Annotated in this window: 19 protein-coding genes and 1 tRNA gene; 10 read left to right on the plus strand and 10 right to left on the minus strand. The window is 56.6% G+C overall.

The window, feature by feature from the left end:
* Positions 1–420 precede the first annotated feature (420 nt).
* The gene (locus GGE09_RS00805) at positions 421–768 is read left to right on the plus strand and encodes a DUF2794 domain-containing protein (RefSeq protein ID WP_309742880.1); all 348 of its coding nucleotides are present in this window, start codon (positions 421–423) and stop codon (positions 766–768) included.
* On the opposite strand, the gene GGE09_RS00810 is transcribed toward GGE09_RS00805, so the two are convergent.
* From GGE09_RS00810 to GGE09_RS00820, 3 genes are all read right to left on the minus strand, one after another.
* Positions 765–1,586 (minus strand): NlpC/P60 family protein, encoded by an 822-nt coding sequence (locus tag GGE09_RS00810; protein WP_309742881.1) that lies wholly within the window; start codon positions 1,584–1,586, stop codon positions 765–767. The genes GGE09_RS00805 and GGE09_RS00810 overlap by 4 nt on opposite strands.
* The gene (locus GGE09_RS00815; RefSeq protein ID WP_309742884.1) at positions 1,583–2,968 is read right to left on the minus strand and encodes a leucyl aminopeptidase family protein; all 1,386 of its coding nucleotides are present in this window, start codon (positions 2,966–2,968) and stop codon (positions 1,583–1,585) included. Before GGE09_RS00815 ends, GGE09_RS00810 begins: the two co-directional genes overlap by 4 nt.
* Positions 2,969–3,095: 127 nt before the next feature.
* On the minus strand, positions 3,096–4,481 hold the full coding sequence (locus GGE09_RS00820) for a mechanosensitive ion channel domain-containing protein (RefSeq protein WP_309742886.1): 1,386 nt from the start codon (positions 4,479–4,481) through the stop codon (positions 3,096–3,098).
* A 153-nt stretch (positions 4,482–4,634) separates the two neighbouring features.
* On the opposite strand from GGE09_RS00820, the gene GGE09_RS00825 reads away from it, so the two are divergent.
* The 5 genes from GGE09_RS00825 to GGE09_RS00845 all read left to right on the plus strand — a co-directional run bounded on the left by GGE09_RS00825 (position 4,635) and on the right by GGE09_RS00845 (position 10,243).
* On the plus strand, positions 4,635–5,792 hold the full coding sequence (locus tag GGE09_RS00825) for a DUF1176 domain-containing protein (protein WP_309742888.1): 1,158 nt from the start codon (positions 4,635–4,637) through the stop codon (positions 5,790–5,792).
* Positions 5,793–6,051: 259 nt separating this feature from the next.
* Complete coding sequence (gene leuC, locus GGE09_RS00830) at positions 6,052–7,461, plus strand: 3-isopropylmalate dehydratase large subunit (protein WP_309742890.1); 1,410 nt, start codon at positions 6,052–6,054, stop codon at positions 7,459–7,461.
* 12 nt (positions 7,462–7,473) lie between these two features.
* The gene (gene leuD, locus GGE09_RS00835; protein ID WP_309742892.1) at positions 7,474–8,079 is read left to right on the plus strand and encodes a 3-isopropylmalate dehydratase small subunit; all 606 of its coding nucleotides are present in this window, start codon (positions 7,474–7,476) and stop codon (positions 8,077–8,079) included.
* A 245-nt stretch (positions 8,080–8,324) separates the two neighbouring features.
* Positions 8,325–9,116, plus strand: coding sequence for a hypothetical protein (locus GGE09_RS00840; RefSeq protein ID WP_309742894.1), 792 nt, complete (start codon positions 8,325–8,327; stop codon positions 9,114–9,116).
* The gene (locus tag GGE09_RS00845) at positions 9,116–10,243 is read left to right on the plus strand and encodes an endonuclease/exonuclease/phosphatase family protein (RefSeq protein ID WP_309742896.1); all 1,128 of its coding nucleotides are present in this window, start codon (positions 9,116–9,118) and stop codon (positions 10,241–10,243) included. Before GGE09_RS00840 ends, GGE09_RS00845 begins: the two co-directional genes overlap by 1 nt.
* Here the strand turns inward: GGE09_RS00845 and GGE09_RS00850 are convergent.
* The gene (locus GGE09_RS00850; protein ID WP_309742898.1) at positions 10,190–11,074 is read right to left on the minus strand and encodes an NAD-dependent epimerase/dehydratase family protein; all 885 of its coding nucleotides are present in this window, start codon (positions 11,072–11,074) and stop codon (positions 10,190–10,192) included. The two genes, GGE09_RS00845 and GGE09_RS00850, sit on opposite strands and share 54 nt — an antisense overlap.
* 109 nt (positions 11,075–11,183) lie before the next feature.
* Between GGE09_RS00850 and GGE09_RS00855 the strand changes: the two genes are divergently transcribed.
* The 3 genes from GGE09_RS00855 (at position 11,184) to GGE09_RS00865 (ending at position 14,367) form a co-directional block, all read left to right on the plus strand.
* Entirely contained in the window at positions 11,184–12,062 is an 879-nt protein-coding gene (locus tag GGE09_RS00855) for a LysR family transcriptional regulator (RefSeq protein ID WP_309742899.1), read from the plus strand.
* Between the two features lie 100 nt (positions 12,063–12,162).
* On the plus strand, positions 12,163–13,269 hold the full coding sequence (leuB, locus tag GGE09_RS00860; protein ID WP_309742901.1) for a 3-isopropylmalate dehydrogenase: 1,107 nt from the start codon (positions 12,163–12,165) through the stop codon (positions 13,267–13,269).
* A 132-nt stretch (positions 13,270–13,401) separates the two neighbouring features.
* Positions 13,402–14,367 (plus strand): DMT family transporter, encoded by a 966-nt coding sequence (locus tag GGE09_RS00865; protein WP_309742903.1) that lies wholly within the window; start codon positions 13,402–13,404, stop codon positions 14,365–14,367.
* On the opposite strand, the gene GGE09_RS00870 is transcribed toward GGE09_RS00865, so the two are convergent.
* The 6 genes from GGE09_RS00870 to GGE09_RS00895 are packed head-to-tail and all read right to left on the minus strand — an operon-like array spanning position 14,342 to position 18,569.
* Positions 14,342–14,794, minus strand: a complete 453-nt coding sequence (locus tag GGE09_RS00870; protein WP_309742905.1) for a low molecular weight phosphatase family protein — start codon at positions 14,792–14,794, stop codon at positions 14,342–14,344. The genes GGE09_RS00865 and GGE09_RS00870 overlap by 26 nt on opposite strands.
* 7 nt (positions 14,795–14,801) lie before the next feature.
* Positions 14,802–15,290 carry a UPF0262 family protein gene (locus GGE09_RS00875; protein WP_405048517.1) on the minus strand — a complete coding sequence of 163 codons (489 nt, stop codon included), beginning with the start codon at positions 15,288–15,290 and terminating at the stop codon, positions 14,802–14,804.
* Positions 15,283–16,596 (minus strand): histidinol dehydrogenase, encoded by a 1,314-nt coding sequence (gene hisD, locus GGE09_RS00880; RefSeq protein ID WP_309742907.1) that lies wholly within the window; start codon positions 16,594–16,596, stop codon positions 15,283–15,285. The genes GGE09_RS00875 and hisD overlap by 8 nt, the downstream gene beginning before the upstream one ends.
* Positions 16,597–16,641: 45 nt before the next feature.
* Positions 16,642–17,121 (minus strand): DUF2948 family protein, encoded by a 480-nt coding sequence (locus tag GGE09_RS00885; RefSeq protein ID WP_309742909.1) that lies wholly within the window; start codon positions 17,119–17,121, stop codon positions 16,642–16,644.
* On the minus strand, positions 17,121–18,386 hold the full coding sequence (gene murA / locus GGE09_RS00890) for a UDP-N-acetylglucosamine 1-carboxyvinyltransferase (RefSeq protein WP_309742911.1): 1,266 nt from the start codon (positions 18,384–18,386) through the stop codon (positions 17,121–17,123). The genes GGE09_RS00885 and murA overlap by 1 nt, the downstream gene beginning before the upstream one ends.
* 21 nt (positions 18,387–18,407) lie before the next feature.
* Entirely contained in the window at positions 18,408–18,569 is a 162-nt protein-coding gene (locus tag GGE09_RS00895) for a hypothetical protein (protein WP_309742913.1), read from the minus strand.
* Between the two features lie 88 nt (positions 18,570–18,657).
* Between GGE09_RS00895 and GGE09_RS00900 the strand changes: the two genes are divergently transcribed.
* Positions 18,658–18,732, plus strand: a tRNA-Thr gene (locus tag GGE09_RS00900).
* Positions 18,733–18,742 lie beyond the last annotated feature (10 nt).

An 18,742-nucleotide genomic window follows, 5' to 3' on the forward strand; every position in this document is an offset into this window, starting at 1 on the left:
TTAGAGCCCCGACGCGGCACCCAAGGGTGGGGGCTGTTATGGATACCGCGTCAGAGGCAAGCAATGTTTCAGCTATGAAAAAGTTTATGGCGCCCGATCTGGGCGAAGAAAGGGAAGGAATGCGGCAATATTAAGATTGTGTGACTTTTTTCATGAATTCCGCAAACAAGGCCAAGAACATCCAAAAACTTTCCCCTTCCCACACCCAACGTCAGACAGAAAAAAGCCCCGTCAGATAAACCATTACACGGTTTTCCGATCGGGGCTGTTACTCGTTACTCACATTACGCGTAGGCTTTGTATGCCCCTCCAAGGCGACGATTCTGTGCTCCAAATGGGGCGATTTGGCGGTGATTTAGCGCCCCATTTTCGGCGACGAATTAACTTGCCATTCACACATTGGCGGACCAAACTAATTTTATGAACATGCATACAGTAACAAACCTTCCGCCTTCTCGCGCCGCGCAGGATGTTATTCATTTTCACCGAACCGAGCTCGGGCCGATCATGTCGCTTTACGGGCGTATGGTGGCCGCAGGGGAATGGCGCGATTACGGGATTTCCGCCCTGAAAGACGTGGCTGTGTTCTGCGTTTTTCGCCGCACTGCAGAACATGCGCTGTACCGAATTGAAAAACGACCCAAACTGGCCAGCAAACAAGGCATGTATGCGATCATCGGTATGGATGGCCGTGTTTTGAAACGGGGGCAGGATTTAAAGGCGGTCTTGCGTGTGCTGGAACGCAAATTGATCCGCTCGGTCGATTAAACCCGCGCTTGTTTGCTGACGGATTTACCTTCAGCCGCCTGAATTCTGTCGACAACGTCATCGAGTTTTTCAATGCTCACCGCCATATGATGGCCGTTTGCATGCACAATTGTTTCCGCATCCAGCATCATCGCCACATGCCCAGCCCAAAACACCAAATCACCACGTTGCAGCTTGGAACCCTCTGGAATCCCGTTAAAAAACGCCGCCTGCTGATCGCTGTCGCGGGGGCACTGCTGCCCCGCAGCCCGCAGCGCGGCGTGGATCAGGCCGGAACAATCAATACCATAGTTGCTGTCCCCGCCCCACAAATAAGGCACATCCAAAAAACGCAGGGCGGTTTTGGCTGTATCGGTTTCCAAGGTGTCGATGGGCGCAAGCTGCTGCTCTGACACAAAACCCTGCGCGGTCTGCCAAAACCCGTCGGCAGGCTTGGAACAGGCTATAAAACTGTCAAAAGGCAGGGTCATTGCAGGCACGGTTTTGATCGACCGCTTAGGATAGATATGCGCGCCAAAGCTGGTCACGCGGTGGGTCGGTTCGGGCAATTCCGCCAATTCTGCGGCCAGAACATAGCCCACATATCCGCTGTGTTCCGCAAACCCAAAGGCATAGCCGTTGCAGGTTTCCAGCACTGTAAAGCCATCGCCATAGATCAACTGACGGTCCAACGCTCCGCTTGGTGCCACTAAAACATTTGCCACAGGTACAGAAATCCGCAGCGAAACGCCGTCGGTAAACGCCACATCCTGCACCTGCCCTTGCAAACTGCTATGGGCCACCCGCCCGTTGCCCCGCCAAAGCCGCCGATCGGTCATTTTGCAGCGCGGCCCTCGATGACTTCCAGCATGGCGCGGGCCGATTGGCAGGCACCGCCCAGCGAACGACCCGGTTTCGGGCTTGGCGTCCAGCCATAGATGTCCAGATGCACAAAGCGGTCTTTATGTTCCACAAACCGCCGTAAAAACAGCGCAGCAGTAATGGAACCGCCAAACCCGCCTTTGGGTGCATTGTCCAGATCGGCCACATCAGGCTCGATCATCGGCTCGTACGGGTCCCAAAACGGCATCCGCCACAGAGGATCGGCCACCGCCGTGCCAGCCGCGCTGATGTCACCTGCCAGCCCGTCATTATCCGTATAAAACGGCATCAAATCCGGCCCAAGCGCCACCCGCGCCGCGCCGGTCAGCGTGGCTTTACAGATCAGCAGATCAGGCTCTTCTTCATCCGCAAGGGTCAGCGCATCAGCCAGAACCAACCGCCCCTCGGCATCAGTATTGTTGATCTCAACCGTCAATCCCTTACGCGAGGTTAGAATATCTTGCGGGCGATACGCCCCCGCCGAGATCGAATTTTCAACCGCAGGCACCAGCACCCGCAGCCGCACCTTTAGCCCCAGCGTCATAATCATCTGTGCCAGCCCCAAAACCGTGGCAGACCCGCCCATGTCTTTCTTCATCAACCCCATGGAAGAGGCTGGCTTGATGTTCAGCCCGCCCGTATCAAAACAGACGCCTTTCCCCACAAGGGTAATTTTCGGATCAGACTCATTACCCCAAATCATATCCAACAAACGCGGCGCCTGATCGGATGCGCGGCCAACCGCATGGATCATCGGCAGGTTTTGCGCCAACAGATCATCGCCGCGAATCACAGCCGTTTTTGCGCCAAAAGCCAGTGCCAGCTTCACAAACGCCGCCTCCAACCCGTCTGGCCCCATGTCAGACGCGGGAATATTGATCAGATCACGGGTCAGATAATCCCCTGCCGCAATCGCTTCTAGACGTGCCGCATTCACACCGACAGGGGCCACAAGTTGCGCTTTGGGCGCGGGTTTTTCCTTGTATCGGTCAAACACATAGCCGCCCAACAACCACCCCAATGCCGCCTGTTCTAAGGCCGGCCCGTTCAGACCTGATGCAATTGTATAAACCCCTTCTGGCAGTTGCGCCGCCGCAGTTGCCATAAACAACCGATCCCGCTGGCGCTGCGGCTCTGTCCCCCAGCCCACCAACACGCGGGCAATTCCGTCAGGTCCGGGAACCGTCAAAACCTGCCCCAATTTTCCAGCGAACCCGTTGGCCTTGGCCCAAGCCGCGGTCTGCGCAGGGGCATGTTTCAGGAAATGGTCAAAAGACCCTGCCTCTATCACATCAATCGGGATTGCGGATTCAGTGGCGGCGGCGAAATGGGGTGTCATGATGGCTCCTGCAGATTCCCGCGCAGCCTACACCCAATCCCCGCCGCTTTGAAATGGCTTAATCATCCCAAATCCATCCCGCCCCCCTGCCTTCTTAAGAGCCTAAATACCTCAGCGCGGAGCGCTTTTAATCTTCGGGCAGGGGATTGCTGGGCAAGGGGCTGGTTGGGGCCGCGCCGGACAAAATCGTCACATCGCGGCGTGGGAAGGGGATTTCAATGTTGTTTTCGGCCAGCACATCCCACAGCGCCAGAAACACATCGCCGCGCACATTGGTCAGGCCCGCCGTGCTGTCCCGAATCCAGAACCGCAGGGTAAAATCAATCGAACTGTCGCCGAAATTCACAATATGGCAGACAGGTTTGGGAATACCCACCACCCGCGACACCGATAATGGCGCGTCTGACGCAAGGCGTTTCACCTCATGGGGGTTGCTATCATAAGACACGCCGAAATTGATTTCCAACCGCACCAGATCAGAGGAATGGGACCAGTTGATCACCTGACTGGTGATAAAATCCTCGTTCGGAATCAAATACTCACGACCGTCGCGGGTCAGAACACTGGCATAACGCGCGCCCAGTTGAGTGATCCAGCCAAAGGTGCCATCAAGGGAAATCACATCACCGGGTTTGATCGACTTATCCAGCAGGATAATTACCCCTGACACCAGATTGGACACGATTTTTTGCAAGCCGAACCCGATGCCCAAACCAATCGCCCCTGACAACAGCGCCAGATTGCCAATGTCAAAACCGATCACCCGCAGCCCGATCATAAAGGCGATGGTGTATAGGGTCAGTTGCAGGGCCTTGTTCAGCAAAACACGGATCGAGGGCGACATATCCTCAACCGTATTGATCCGCTTGGATCCTGCTTTGGACAGGAAACTGGCCACCACAAACAGGGTCGCCAAAGACACCACCGCAATCAGAACGGTCAACAGGGACACCCGCGTCCCGCCCATATCCAATGCCACTGTATCCAGCGCATTGGCTGCTGTTTCGCGCAGGCCAAACAGCGTCAACACCACAAAGATACCCGCCGCCCAGCGCACCAACTGTCGCACGGGCCGCGAGCGGATCAGCCGCGTGGTCACAACCACAATCAGCCACCACAGCGCCAGCGTCGCGGCAAGAGCCACAAAGTAAGACCGACTGGGCCATGTGGCTTCGCGCATGACAAAGACCGTGGCCCAGGACAGCACCACAAACAGCAGCAGCCACAGCCGCTGGTTCAGAACGGCGCAAATCCGCAGGAACCATTTGGGCAAGCCATGCGATCCGCCCAGAAATTCACGCACACGGGGGCGATAAAACCGGTACAACCCGTAAGACACGGCAATCAGCACAAGGATGATGCCAACCTGATAGGCGCTCCAGGGTTGGGTCACCCGATTACTGAACCGCGTGAACATATCTATAAACACGGCCGATTGTTCTGCCACGGTGGGCAGCGCCTTGACAGTTTCGGTTATGGCAGCCACTGGTTCTGTGACGGTTTCATCGGCCAAAGAGATATTCCCTTACAGTTTACAATTCCTTGCAGGATAACCGTTTTTCGGATTTTTATAAAAGAAATTGATAAACTTTTCTTTACCGATACTGCCGCCGACAAAAACCATTGCACTCAAATTGCCGAAACGGGTCCGCATAAAGGAGTCACCATGTTTCCCCTTCTTCGCTTTCTTATTCTGTTCACCCTGCTGGCCCCTACTGTCACCGCACAAGAGGTAGGGCAAACCATGCGGCAGTGGTGGGTGGAATGTGACAGGCTTGGCTTTTGTGTGTCAGACATCAACGGCTTCACCGCTGATTACGAACCCCTTACGGTTCGCCTGCAACGCAGCGAAGAACCAAACAGCCCGGTTCTGATTTTGCTGACCCCTGAAACCCTGATCACCAGCGGCGATGCGGTGATCTTTGATTTTCTGGATGGCTCGGAACCGATTTTGCGCAAAACCGATACGGCTTTGTACAATACCATCACGCTAAGCGAACCCGTAGACAGCCCTTTGCTGGCCGCCCTTATGGCAGGCAGCACGCTGGACATCACCATCGGTTTTCAAGGCACGCGGGGGGCGCAAACCTTCAAAGTCTCGCTCGACGGGGCGATTGATACGCTGACCATTATGGATGTGGCGCAACAAAGGTTAGGGCGCGTGGATGCCATTGTCGCCCGTGGCGCTGCGCCCGCCGACAGCCCGTCAGACATATACCCCAGCCTTGGCGCGGAAACCGGCGGCGAGGATATGGGCGCTGACGAAGGGGGGGAAATCATCCAAGACAGCGGTGATGGCCACATGGAGGAGGGGCCGAACGGGTCTTATCTGGACTTGATCTATAGCCAGGACGAACTGCCCCCCGAAGTGGTGCGCTATGCCGCCGAGGACGCCGATTGCGGTGATCTGACCGCGCCACTGAACGAAATGGGCGCTGTGGTGCACAGGGATCAGACCGCGCGGATCACTTATCTGGTTCCCTGTGTTATCGGACAGGTCAATGTGGCCTATTACGTGGTGACCCATGATCCCGCCAAAGGGTCGGACTACGCCTTACAACGCTTTGAATTGCCCCCAGCCCAGAATAAACCCGATCGCGTGACGATCCTTAATCCCCAATGGCAGGCGGATCAGAACCAGCTGATTGCCACACGATTTGGCGACGTCAACCTGAACTGCGGCGCCTATGAGATCCACAATTGGATCGTCGCGGAACAGCGCTTTGAACTGGTGTCCTACCAGCATAAGAAAAACTGCGACGGGCCGCAGATGATGCCAAGCGACTTTCCGATGGAATGGAGCATCGGAGAAATGGGTGATTAAAGCCTAACCACACCCCGATCCTCTCCCGAACCTCGCTGGGCCCCTTGCGCACAGTTCGCCAGAGACAGCACTCCGCCCTTGCTCGGACGGGCGGATCGGTCTATTTCAACGGATTATGAAACACAGATTCACAATGGATGACCGCTCCCGCCTGCCGTGGCGTTTCCACGGGCAGGTCGTTTTGCGTATTCAGGGGCTATCTGCGTAATTCCATACGCTTGCCAACTCCAATAGCCAATCTACATAGCGGGAGGTTCAAATGTCCGCACCAAAAACACTCTATGATAAAATCTGGGATGCCCACGTCGCCCATGAAGCCGAAGACGGCACATGCTTGCTGTATATCGACCGTCATCTGGTCCATGAAGTGACCTCACCCCAAGCCTTTGAAGGCTTGCGGATGACCGGACGCAAAGTACGCGCACCGGAAAAAACCATTGCCGTGCCGGATCACAACGTCCCCACCACGCTGGACCGCGCCAATGCGGCCACCATGACCGAAGACAGCCGCATTCAGGTCGAGGCTTTAGACACAAACGCCAAAGAATTCGGCCTGCATTACTATCCTGTGTCCGACGTGCGCCAAGGCATCGTACATATCGTTGGCCCCGAACAGGGCTGGACCCTGCCCGGCATGACCGTTGTCTGCGGTGACAGCCACACCGCCACACACGGTGCTTTCGGGTCACTGGCCCACGGCATCGGCACATCCGAAGTTGAACATGTTCTGGCCACGCAAACGCTGATCCAGAAGAAATCGAAAAACATGAAGGTGGAAATCACCGGATCGTTGAAACCGGGTGTGACCGCCAAAGACATCACCATGTCTGTGATTGGTGTGACCGGTACGGCGGGCGGCACCGGCTATGTGATCGAATATTGCGGCCAAGCGATCCGCGAACTGTCTATGGAGGGTCGCATGACCGTCTGTAACATGGCCATTGAGGGCGGCGCCCGCGCTGGCCTGATCGCACCGGATGAAAAGACCTTTGAATATTGCAAAGGCCGCCCCCACGCCCCGAAAGGCACAAATTGGGAAATGGCTTTGACCGCATGGAAAGAATTGTACACCGACGAGGATGCGCATTTCGACAAGGTCATCACCATCAAAGGCGAAGACATCGCGCCAAGCGTCACTTGGGGCACCTCCCCCGAAGACGTTCTGCCGATCACAGCCACCATCCCGAACCCCGAGGATTTCACCGGCGGCAAAGTAGACGCCGTGCGCCGTGCGCTGGCCTATATGGGCCTGACACCGGGCAGCAAACTGTCGGATGTTGAAATCGACACTGTGTTCATCGGGTCCTGCACCAACGGGCGCATCGAAGACCTGCGCGCCGCGGCTGCGGTTCTGAAGGGCAAAAAGGTCAAAGACGGCATGCGGGCTATGGTTGTGCCCGGCTCCGGTCTGGTGCGCGCCCAAGCCGAAGAAGAAGGCCTTGCGCAAATCTTCATCGACGCAGGTTTTGAATGGCGTATGGCAGGGTGTTCCATGTGTCTGGCGATGAACCCCGACCAATTGGCCGAGGGCGAACGCTGTGCATCCACGTCCAACCGCAACTTTGAAGGTCGTCAGGGCTTCAAGGGCCGCACCCACCTGTTGTCCCCCGCCATGGCCGCCGCTGCTGCCGTGACAGGGAAACTGACAGACATCCGCGACTTCGCGTAAGGAGAGATCACAATGGAAAAATTTCAAAACGTATCGGGCGTCGCTGCCCCTATGCCATTGGTCAATATCGACACCGATATGATCATCCCCAAGCAGTTCCTGAAAACCATCAAACGCACCGGCCTTGGGGCCAACCTGTTTGACGAAATGCGCTTTAACCGCGATGGCTCCGAGGTGACGGATTTTGTGCTGAACAAACCCGCCTACCGCGAAGCGCAAATCATCGTGGCAGGTGACAATTTCGGCTGCGGGTCTTCACGCGAACACGCCCCTTGGGCGCTAGGCGATTTCGGGGTTAAGGTTGTAATCTCTACGTCATTTGCAGACATTTTTTATAATAACTGCTTTAAAAATGGCATCCTTCCCGTGGTCCTTCCCAAAGAAGCCGTCGATGTTTTGATGGAAGATGCGGAACGTGGGTCAAATGCACGGATCACCATCGACCTAGAGAATCAGACCGTGTCTGCGACTGATGGAACCGAGTATTCGTTTGAAGTTGATGAGTTCAAGAAACATTGCCTTATCAATGGCTTGGATGACATTGGCCTGACCCTGCAAAAGGCCGCGTCCATCGACAGTTTCGAGTCAGATTACGCCGCCAAAGCCCCTTGGGTCTAATCGGTCCGACTACAAGATATAGATATGGCCACGGTAAAATGTGGCCATATTGTGGTGGTGCAATTCTACACCAGGTACGGCCTGAAAACCGCTGTTTCCCAACAATTTAATGCTCTTGCGCTTGATCAATTTTTTGAATTGGGCTTCATTAAGGCATAAATAAGGCTTCGACCTTAATACAAAAAGTCCGGCACGAACTGGACGAGAGGATGAGAGCAGTGATAACGAGGCTTGCAGGCGCATCTGTGAGGGCCGCTTTAGTTGCAGCAATGATTGTATTGCCTGTGATTGTGCTACCCGAACTATCCCCGAATTCCGCAGATCTGGCGATTCTGGCGGCGGCAATTGCCGCAGCTTTCGTGATCTTCGAATATGGATTCACCACACCCAGTTTAATCGAATTCCGCTTTGCGGCGCCTTATAACAGGTTCCGCTTTGCCATCCTGGCCTTGCTGCTGACCGGCATCGCCTTTGCCTTTAGCGAACCCGTCAGTTCCACAGGCACCAGCCTTGCAGTGTCGGATTTCGCCCTAAAAAGCGCGGCATTTTGGGATTTCAGTGGCAGTCCCCTGACCTTTTTCGAAGGCCTGACCCAGAATATGGGCAGCGTCAGCCAAACCCTGATCACCAATGCCGCAGCCCTCGCGCTCAGCCTGACGGCCATCGCGCTATTGGTGTCCAGTTGTGTCATCTGGGCCTTTTCATGGCCGCTACACGCAGAGAATTTCAATCTCTGGGTTAACATGCCGAACTTTGATGTGGCCGTTGATGAACAGACCCAGCAAACCCTGCGCCAGTCGGGTTTGGTCTCGCTGGTGATCGGCTTCACCCTACCCTACCTTATCCCCCAAGCGGCCTATGCCTTTGTCGGCCCGTTGGAACCCATCAACAGTGGCAACAGCCTGTTGTTGCTGTGGATGATCGTGATCTGGTGCTTTGTTCCTGCTGCGTCTGTGCTACGGGCGGTGGCGCTGTATAAAGTGGCAAATCTGATGTCGGCCCGCAGTCTTGACGTGGCTGAACCCGAAGACTCCTGATGCGTATTCTGCTGGCCGCAATTCTTTGCCTGGCCAGTTTCGCCGCGACGGCTGATCCCGTCTTTCGCGTGGCCAGTTTCAACGCCGCGTTGACCCGCAAGGGGCCGGGGTTGCTGTTGCGGGATATTCTGAACGGCAAAGACAAACAGATCGCCGCCGTTGCCGCCATAATCCAGACCCTGCGCCCCGATATCCTGCTGATAAACGAGCTGGATCACGATTTTGAAAACCGTGCCTTGCGTGCCTTTCTGGATGTTTTGGCCACAGACACAGACGGGCGCGACGGGCTGCGTTATCCCTATTTCTACGCACCTCCGCAAAACACAGGCGTACAAAGCGGGCAGGATCTGAACGGCGACGGGCGGTTGGGCGGGCCTGCGGATGCCTATGGGTTTGGCTATTTTCGCGGCCAATATGCCATGGCGCTGGTGTCGCGCTTTCCAATCAAAACGGATCAGGCCCGCGATTTTTCCGAATTGTTGTGGAAACAAATCCCCAACGCAGAAATGCCCAAAGCCGCCGATGGCAGCGCCTTTCCCAGTTATGACGCGCTGCATGTGATGCGCCTGTCGTCCAAGGCCCATTGGGACGTGCCTGTCAGCTTGCCCGACGGGCGCGAGCTGCATCTGCTGACCTCGCACCCGACACCGCCGGTGTTTGACGGGCCAGAAGATATGAACGGCAAACGCAATCGGGCCGAAATCCTGTTCTGGGACAGCTACATCCGCGACGCGCTGCTGCCTGAATCCGCAGAATTTGTGTTGCTGGGCGATCTGAACGCCGATCCAGTGGATGGTGAAGGCAGCCACGCAGCCATTAACACGCTGTTAAGCAGCGGATACCTAACAGACCCTAAACAGGCCTCTGGCGGGGCTGTGGCGGCCAGCGCGGCGCAACAGGGTGCTAATCTGGATCACACCGGCCCTGCGGCAACCGACACTGCCGACTGGCGCGACGATCCTGCACCGGGAAATCTGCGGGTAGACTATGTGTTGCCCGCAAAAACGCTGACTGTGATCGGTGGGGGTGTGTTCTGGCCCACCCCCGAAGAACCCGGCTTTGACTGGATCGGATCAGACGGTCGCGCCAGTTCCGATCATCGACTGGTCTGGGTCGATCTGGAATGACACCGCCCGTTGCAAGGCAATATGCACGGGCGTTTCCCTGAAATCGGGCAAAACCGCGCGAAAGGCGCTGCCATCCATCTGATGGGGCTTGTTCCAAAGATAGCGCATTTGCAAAAAGCAGCGGCCCATTTTCCAGAAAGGTGCGATCAGAAAAATCGGCAACCAGTTCATTTGCTCTGCCCGAACCCCCAGAATATCGGCCATCTGCTGCCCGCTTAGGGTATACCCTTCATAGTTCAGACTGGTGTAGCGCGGCAGGGTTTTACGAGTCTCGGCCAGCGCGACAAAGGCACGGCAATAATCCGGCAGAAAAGCCCACGCGTGGGGAATATGACGCTTGCCCGGATAGGAAAACCGCCCCTTGGCAAGACTCTTGACGATGATCTTGTCAAACCAGTTTCCGCTTGCTTCAGTGTCTATAAAATCACCAGCGCGCAACAAAATGACCCGCACCCCGCTGTTTTCAAACGCCTGTTCCATCGTGATGCGGATTTGCCCCATGGGATTGGTCGCGCCAAAGGGTGTGTCGCTGCGCCAGACCGCAGGGGCATCTTTACCGTAGACATAAACATTGCCCGGTATAAGCACCGTTGCTCCCGTTGCACGCGCCGCCTTGATGACTTTTTGGGTCAGCGCAGGCACATCTGTTTCCCACTTGTCATAGGTCGGGTTCCAGCCGTGAACGATTATATCCACCCCCTGTGCGGCCTGTTCCAGATCGTCCCGTGAACGGTCAAACCTGCGCACCTCCCAGCCAGCCGCATCAAAAGCCGTCGCCATATTGCGCCCGAACCGTCCTGTGGCGCCAAGGATTAAAACACTCTGTTCCATTGTCTTTCCTTTCAAGATTTCTTGTGTCTGGCCCAAAGGTATCTATGCTGGATATGAATGAAAATTGGCCGATTTAGTATTACGACTATTCACAGATGAATGGATTGATATGCAAAACTTCGACTGGACCCTGATCCAAAGTTTCCTGTCCGTGGCGCAAACAGGGTCTTATTCTGCGGCTGCGCGGGCATCGGGGCGCAGCCAACCCACTATCGGACGCCATATTGACCAGTTACAAACCCAACTGGGCGCGACCTTGTTTCAGCGGATTACGGGGGGCTATGCCCTGACCCAAACGGGCACCGCGCTGATGGACCATGCGCAAACCATGCAGAAAGCCGCCGCGCAAATGTCGATGATCACAGCGGGTCGGGCCGCAGACATTCGCGGCACCGTGCGCATCACGGCATCCGAAATTGTCGCGACTTATATTCTGCCGGAACTGATCGCCGATCTGCTGGCCCAAGAACCCGAATTGCAGATCGAACTGGTCGCCACCAACAGCACTGAAAACCTGCTGCTGCGCGAAGCGGACATCGCGCTGCGTATGGTGGAACCGAACCAGCTGGACCTGATCACCCGCAAACTGGGTGCAATTCCCGTGGGTCTTTATGCGGCGCAAAGCTATCTGGATCGCGCAGGCACGCCGCAGGGATTTGGCGATCTTTCCCGCCACACATTGCTGGGCTATGACAAGTCAGACCTGATGATCCGTGGCATGGCCGCTTTTGGTATCACGATGCAGCGTACGGATTTTGCCTTTCGGGTCGATGATCAGGTCACCTATCTGGAAGCCGTCCGTGCGGGTGTCGGGCTGGGGGCGTCCCAGCAGCGGCAGGCGGAAATCTATGGGCTGGTGCGGGTCTTGCCCGATCTGGAAATCCCGCCGCTGCCGGTCTGGCTGACAGCCCACAGCGCCTTGCGCACCTCGGCGCGGGTGCGGCGGGTGTTTGATTTTCTATCCGAAACCCTGCCAAAGCGCCTGTAGATTCTGTGTGTTTCACACCCCCAAATCAATCGCAACCTTGACCCTTTTGAACCCGCGCAATAGTGAAGTGCGTGAATTATTACGAAAAGGACGCGGCCCCATGAACACCCCCTCTTTGTTGATCTTGCCCGGCGACGGTATCGGCCAAGAAGTTATGACCGAAGTACAGCGCGTTATCGGCTGGCTTGGTGATAAACGCGATGTGCAATTCGACGTGTCCGAGGACGTGGTCGGCGGCGCAGCCTATGACGCCCACGGCACCCCGTTGACCGATGCGACAATGGCCAAGGCCCAAGAAGTAGATGCAGTTCTGCTGGGCGCTGTTGGCGGCCCGAAATACGACGATCTGGATTTTTCGGTAAAACCCGAACGGGGCCTGCTGCGCCTGCGCAAGGAAATGGACCTGTTCGCCAACCTGCGCCCTGCACAATGCTTTGACGCGCTGGCAGATTTTTCCTCGCTCAAGCGGGAAATCGTGTCTGGTCTGGACATTATGATCGTGCGCGAACTGACGTCGGGGTCCTACTTTGGCGAACCGCGCGGCATCTTTGAAGAAGACGGCCAGCGCGTGGGCATCAACACCCAACGCTATACCGAGGCGGAAATCGACCGCGTGGCCCGCGCCGCATTCGAACTGGCGCGTAAGCGGAACAACAAAGTCTGTTCCATGGAAAAAGCCAACGTGATGGAAAGCGGCATCCTGTGGCGTGAAGTTGTCACCGCCGTGCACAAAGCCGATTACGCCGATGTGGAACTTTCCCACATGTACGCCGACAACGGCGCGATGCAATTGGTGCGCGCGCCCAAGCAATTCGACGTGATCGTCACCGACAATCTGTTCGGCGATATCCTGTCCGATTGTGCGGCGATGTTGACCGGCTCGCTGGGCATGTTGCCCTCTGCATCGCTGGGTGCGCCGATGGAAAACGGCCGTCCAAAGGCGATGTACGAACCGGTACATGGTTCTGCGCCTGACATTATGGGCCAAAGCAAGGCCAACCCTTGTGCCTGTATCCTGTCACTGGCCATGGCCCTGCGCTATTCCTTTGATCAAGGCGAAGAGGCCACACGTCTGGAAAAAGCCGTTGAAACCGTTCTGGCAAAAGGCATCCGCACCGGCGATCTGATGCAGGCGGACGGCGGCAAAGCGGTCAGCACATCCGAAATGACCGACGCGATCATCGCGGAACTGCAAGAGACCCTGTAAACACACCCTTGCGCGGGCCGGTGTAACCCGCCCGCGCAGATCCCCCAAACGCGCCGCTGCTTTGGGGTTTTACTCTGCCGTTTTATTGGTCAATGATGTCAGGGACTGATCCTAGCATATAGAATTTCTGAAATGGCACTGCGCGGCATCCTCCTTGCCCTTCTGGCATTTGCAATTTTTGCCACCCATGATGTGATCATCAAGTTTCTGGGCGGCACGTTTTCCCCGTTCCAGCTGATCTTTTTCTCATCTTTGATGTCCTTTCCGCTGGCCACCTTCATGCTGATGCGCGACCCGACCGAGGGCAACCTGCGCCCCGTAAACCCGTGGTGGGTGATTTCCCGCACCATCGGCACCACAGTGGGCACGCTCTGTGCGTTTTATGCTTTTACAGTTCTGCCCCTGTCACAGGTCTATTCCCTGCTGTTTGCCATGCCGCTGATCATCACCGTGCTGTCCGTTCCGATCCTTGGGGAAAAGGTCGGCCTTCACCGCTGGGCCGCTGTGGTCTTTGGTCTGGCAGGTGTATTGATCGTGTTGCGCCCCGGATCGGCGGATCTGGAACTGGGGCATCTGGCGGCGCTGACCTCGGCCATGTGCTCGTCTTACGGGTCTGTTGTGGTGCGCCGTATCGGGCGGCAAGAGCGATCTGTGGTGCTGATGCTTTACCCGCTGGCAGCGAATTTTATCCTGATGGGGCTGGCGCTGCCCTTTGTCTATCAGCCCATGACCATTGAACAACTGGGCCTGATCGGGCTGATCGCCATCTTCGCCTTTAGCGCGGGCTTGTTCCTGATTGCCGCCTATAAAGCCAGCGAGGCCGCAGTGGTCGCACCGATGCAATATTCACAGATCCTCTGGGCCACGGTGTTTGGCTATGTGCTGTTCGGCGAGACGATGGATATGCCCACCATGATCGGGGCCACGCTGATTATTGCCAGTGGTATTTATATTGTGTTGCGCGAAAGTCGGGGGCGGTCCCAAAACACACCCGTTCTGCGCACCCGCCAACGTAGCAACACACCAGGGGCTATGCGGGTCGCACCGTTTTTGCGCCGTGGCACACAGCCAGTCAGCCAGCCAGAAAGCGGTTCTTGATCCGTTGGGCAATCTGGTCGCGCACCGCGCGGTAGCGGTTCAACTTGGCATCCCGACTGTCCCCAAAGCCGCTGGGGTCCATGGTCTGCCAATATTCAACCTCTAGCGAATAGTAACGGGTGTATTCCAAAGCACGGCGCTGTGCGGCGGGGGACAGGGCCACGATCAGGTCATAGCTGTCCAGATCATCGCCCCATTCCATCAGGTCATCAAAGGATCGCGTGCGGTGGCGTGAAAGTTCCACCCCCAATTCGCGGCAGACCGTAATGGCAAAGCCGTCGATTTCCATATCGCCTTTGACGCCTGCGGATTGCACAAAAATCGACGTCCCCACGCTTTGCTTCAACAATCCTTCGGCCATAGGCGAGCGGATTGAATTGTGGTCACAACAAAACAGGACCGAAGTGGGGAGTGTCGTAAGCGCCATATCCGGGTCAGCCGCGCATGTGCAGGACACAAATTAGGGTAAACAAGCGCCTTGCGGTGGGCATGTCCGTCAGGATTTTACCTTCCAGCCGATCCATCAACTGACGCGAGCCTTCGTCGTGAATGCCGCGCCGCCCCATATCAATCGCCTCTATCTGAGCGGGGGGGAGTTTTTTCACCGCCTCAAAATAGCTTTCGCAAATCTGGAAATAGTCTTTGATCACCTGCTTTAGCGGCGACACAGACAGGTGAAATTCCGATGCGGGTGATCCGTCCTCGGTGCGGACATCACAGACCACACGGCGGTCTTTGATCGACAGGAACAACTGATAAGGACCATCCGGCAAAGGTTTGTCTGCCCGTGGGATCAGACCGAAAACATTCTCTTCCATCAGATCGAACAGGGCCACTTTACGTTCGCGCTCTACCTCGGCGGTGGGGGCGGGCAGGCCGCTGTCGTCCAGTTCAATGTGGATCAGTTTAGACAGTTCAGCCATTGTCGTCCTCGTTCAATTGATCCAGCCGTGCGCGCACTGACAGACCGTGGGCTTGCAGGCTTTCGGAACGCGCCAGCGTTTCCGCCGCAGGGCCGATGGCGCGCAAGGCAGCCGGTGTCATTTGTGCCAGCGTTGTCCGCTTCATGAAATCGAGAACCGAAAGACCGCTGGAAAACCGTGCCGAGCGTGCTGTGGGCAACACATGGTTCGGCCCCCCGACATAATCACCGATTGCCTCGGGCGTCCATGCCCCGATGAAAATTGCACCCGCATGGCGGATTTTGCGGCTGTAATCCTGTGCATCCGCCACACAAAGTTCCAGATGTTCCGGCGCAATCCGATCCGACAGGGCCGCCGCTTGATCCAGATCAGAGGTGACAATCACCGCGCCGTAATCCAACCAGCTTTTCGCCGCGATTTTACGCCGTTCCAGCGTTTCCAGTGCCTTTTCCACCGATTGCGTCACCGCACGGCCAAAATCCGCATCATCGGTGATCAGGATCGACTGTGCGCTTTCGTCATGTTCCGCCTGTGACAGCAGATCCATCGCGATCCAGTCGGGGTTGTTGTCCTTATCGGCAATCACCAGAATTTCGGACGGCCCCGCGATCATATCAATGCCCACAGTGCCAAAAACCCGCCGCTTGGCCGCTGCCACAAAGGCATTCCCCGGCCCGGTGATTTTATCCACCTTTGCAATGGTTTGCGTGCCATAGGCCATCGCGCCCACCGCCTGCGCCCCGCCAATGCGATAGACCGTTTCAACCCCCGCCAGACGCGCCGCCAGCAGCACCAGCGGGTTCACCACACCGTTCGGGGTCGGTGCACAAATCACCAGATTATCCACCCCCGCAACCGCCGCTGGAATTGCATTCATCAAGACACTGGACGGATAGCTTGCCAACCCGCCCGGAACATACAGTCCAGCGGCCTCAACCGCGTTCCACCGCCATCCAAGATGCGCGCCGCTGTCATCCTGCCACCACGCATCTTGGGGCAGTTGTTTTTCGTGATAGGCGCGGATGCGGGCGGCTGCCAGTTCCAACGCCGCACGTTCTGCTGCGGGAACAGTTTCAATCGCCGCGTCAATTTCTGCTTTGGAAAACGCCAGCGTTTCTGGCGTCAAATCCAGCTTGTCGAACTTTGCCGTCAGTTCAATCACCGCCGCATCGCCGCGGGCCTGCACATCAGCCAGAATATCGGCTACGACCGCATCCACCTGCACGTCAGAGTCACGTTTCAGATGCAGCAGATTGTCAAAATCGGCGGTAAAGGTCGGGGATGTAGTGTCTAAAAACAGTGGCATGGGCAAATTCTCCTGCCGCGCTCATACCCTTATGGGCGCAAAGGCTCAAGACGGATGCGTCGGGGCTTTACCCGAAGGGGCCACATAGGGGCGCGTCACGTCTTTGAGCGTCACATCAACACATTCCACATCCAGCGCAATCGCCCCGTCCCCTGCAAGGGTCAGAACCAGCGTGCCAGCCCCGTCTTCGCCCGCATCAAAACTGATGGACAGCAGGGAAATCACCTGATCCTTATCAGCCAGATCCAAGCCGGATGTGCGCACCTTCAGCACGCTATCTACCACCAGAACCGCCTGAACCCGTTCATATTCGCGCTTGGCTGTGCTGGCCGCATCGGCATCTTCCCAGCGGAACCGGTTCGCCAGCAGGCCAAAGCGCCGCTGATCGGGGTGCCATTTCATTTCGGACACAGGCAGAACCGCATCCTGCAACATGGCCGACACAGCCACCAGATCGGCACTGTCCTCGGCTTTTAGGCGCAGGGGCTTTTCCGCGCCGTCTTCAAATTTGGCATCCTGCGTCATCAGGCTTTGATCCGTTCGATTTTCGCACCAATGGCGCTGAACTTGCGCACCACTTTTTCATAACCGCGATCCAAATGATACACACGGCTGACAACGGTTTCCCCTTCCGCCGCCAAACCTGCCAGAATCATCGAAACCGAAGCGCGCAAATCCGTCGCCATCACAGGCGCCCCTTTCAGGCGGTCCACACCTTTGACCGTGGCCACACCGCCGTGGACTTCGATATCCGCGCCCATGCGCATCAACTCGGGCGCGTGCATGAAGCGGTTTTCGAAAATGGTTTCTTCCAACACAGATGTCCCCTCAGCCGTGCATAACAGCGCCATCATCTGCGCTTGCAAATCGGTCGGGAAGCCGGGGAAAATTTCGGTTTTGACGTTCACCGCTTTAACCCGCGCGCCATTATTCTTAACCAGCAGTCCCTTGTCCGTTTCAGTGACGGAAATATCCGCCTCTTCCAACTTGTCACAAAACGCTTCCAACAAATCGCGCCGACCACCCAGCAATTCGACCTCTCCGCCGGCAATGGCGGGGGCCAACATATAGGTGCCCAGTTCGATCCGGTCGGTCACAACGGGGTGCGTTGCGCCGTGCAGACGATCCACGCCCTGAATTTCGATTCGACTGGTGCCTTCTCCGTCAATCTGCGCGCCCATTTTGCGCAGGCAGCGGGCCAGATCGACGATCTCGGGTTCTTTGGCGGCGTTTTCAATCACCGTCGTGCCTTTGGCCAAAGTGGCCGCCATCAGAATATTTTCCGTCGCCCCGACCGAGGCAAACCGCAGGGGAATCACCGCGCCTTTAAGCCCGCCATTGGTCTTGGCGTGCAAATATCCCTCTTTCAATTCGATCTGCGCGCCCATCAATTCCAGCGCATGAATGTGAATATCCATCGGCCGCGCGCCAATGGCACAGCCCCCCGGCAGGGATACAACCGCATGGCCCAACCGCGCCAGCATCGGCCCCAGCACAAGGTTCGAGGCCCGCATTTTGCGCACGATGTCATAATGCGCTACGTGATTTGTGATCTCTTTGGTGCCGAGCGCCTGAACCGTGCCTTCCTGCAAACCAGCGACTTCCGTCCCCAGCGAAGCAAGCAATTCCGCCATCGTCTTAATATCCGACAGGCGCGGCGCATTGGTCAGTGTCAGCGGTTCGTCCGACAACAAAGTCGCTGGCATCAAGGCCAGACAGGCATTTTTCGCCCCTGCAATGGGAATCTGCCCGTTTACCGGACCGTTGCCCGTTACAATAATGCTGTCCATAATACGCTGCCCTTTGCGCTGCTATTTTTTGTCTGGTTCCGCGTCCGACTTGCGCGCACGGCTTTGTTCCTTACGCCGTTGCAGGTTGCCACGCAATTGTTTGCGCAACCGTTCTGCCCGCTCTGCGGCGGCGCGTTCTTTGGGGGAAAGCGGTTCCCCGTCGTCTGTCTGTGTCTTGCCCATGCCCACTCTGTACAACAGACAAACAAACCCGTCTAGTTTGCGCTTGCGTTCGTGTGATATTCCGCTAAAACCCCGCAAATCACAGCAGGCTGCTGTAGCTCAGAGGTAGAGCACTCCCTTGGTAAGGGAGAGGTCGAGAGTTCGATTCTCTCCAGCAGCACCACCACCCTACA

It is taken from the genome of Roseobacter sp. N2S (assembly GCF_031454055.1).
Classification (GTDB): domain Bacteria; phylum Pseudomonadota; class Alphaproteobacteria; order Rhodobacterales; family Rhodobacteraceae; genus Amylibacter.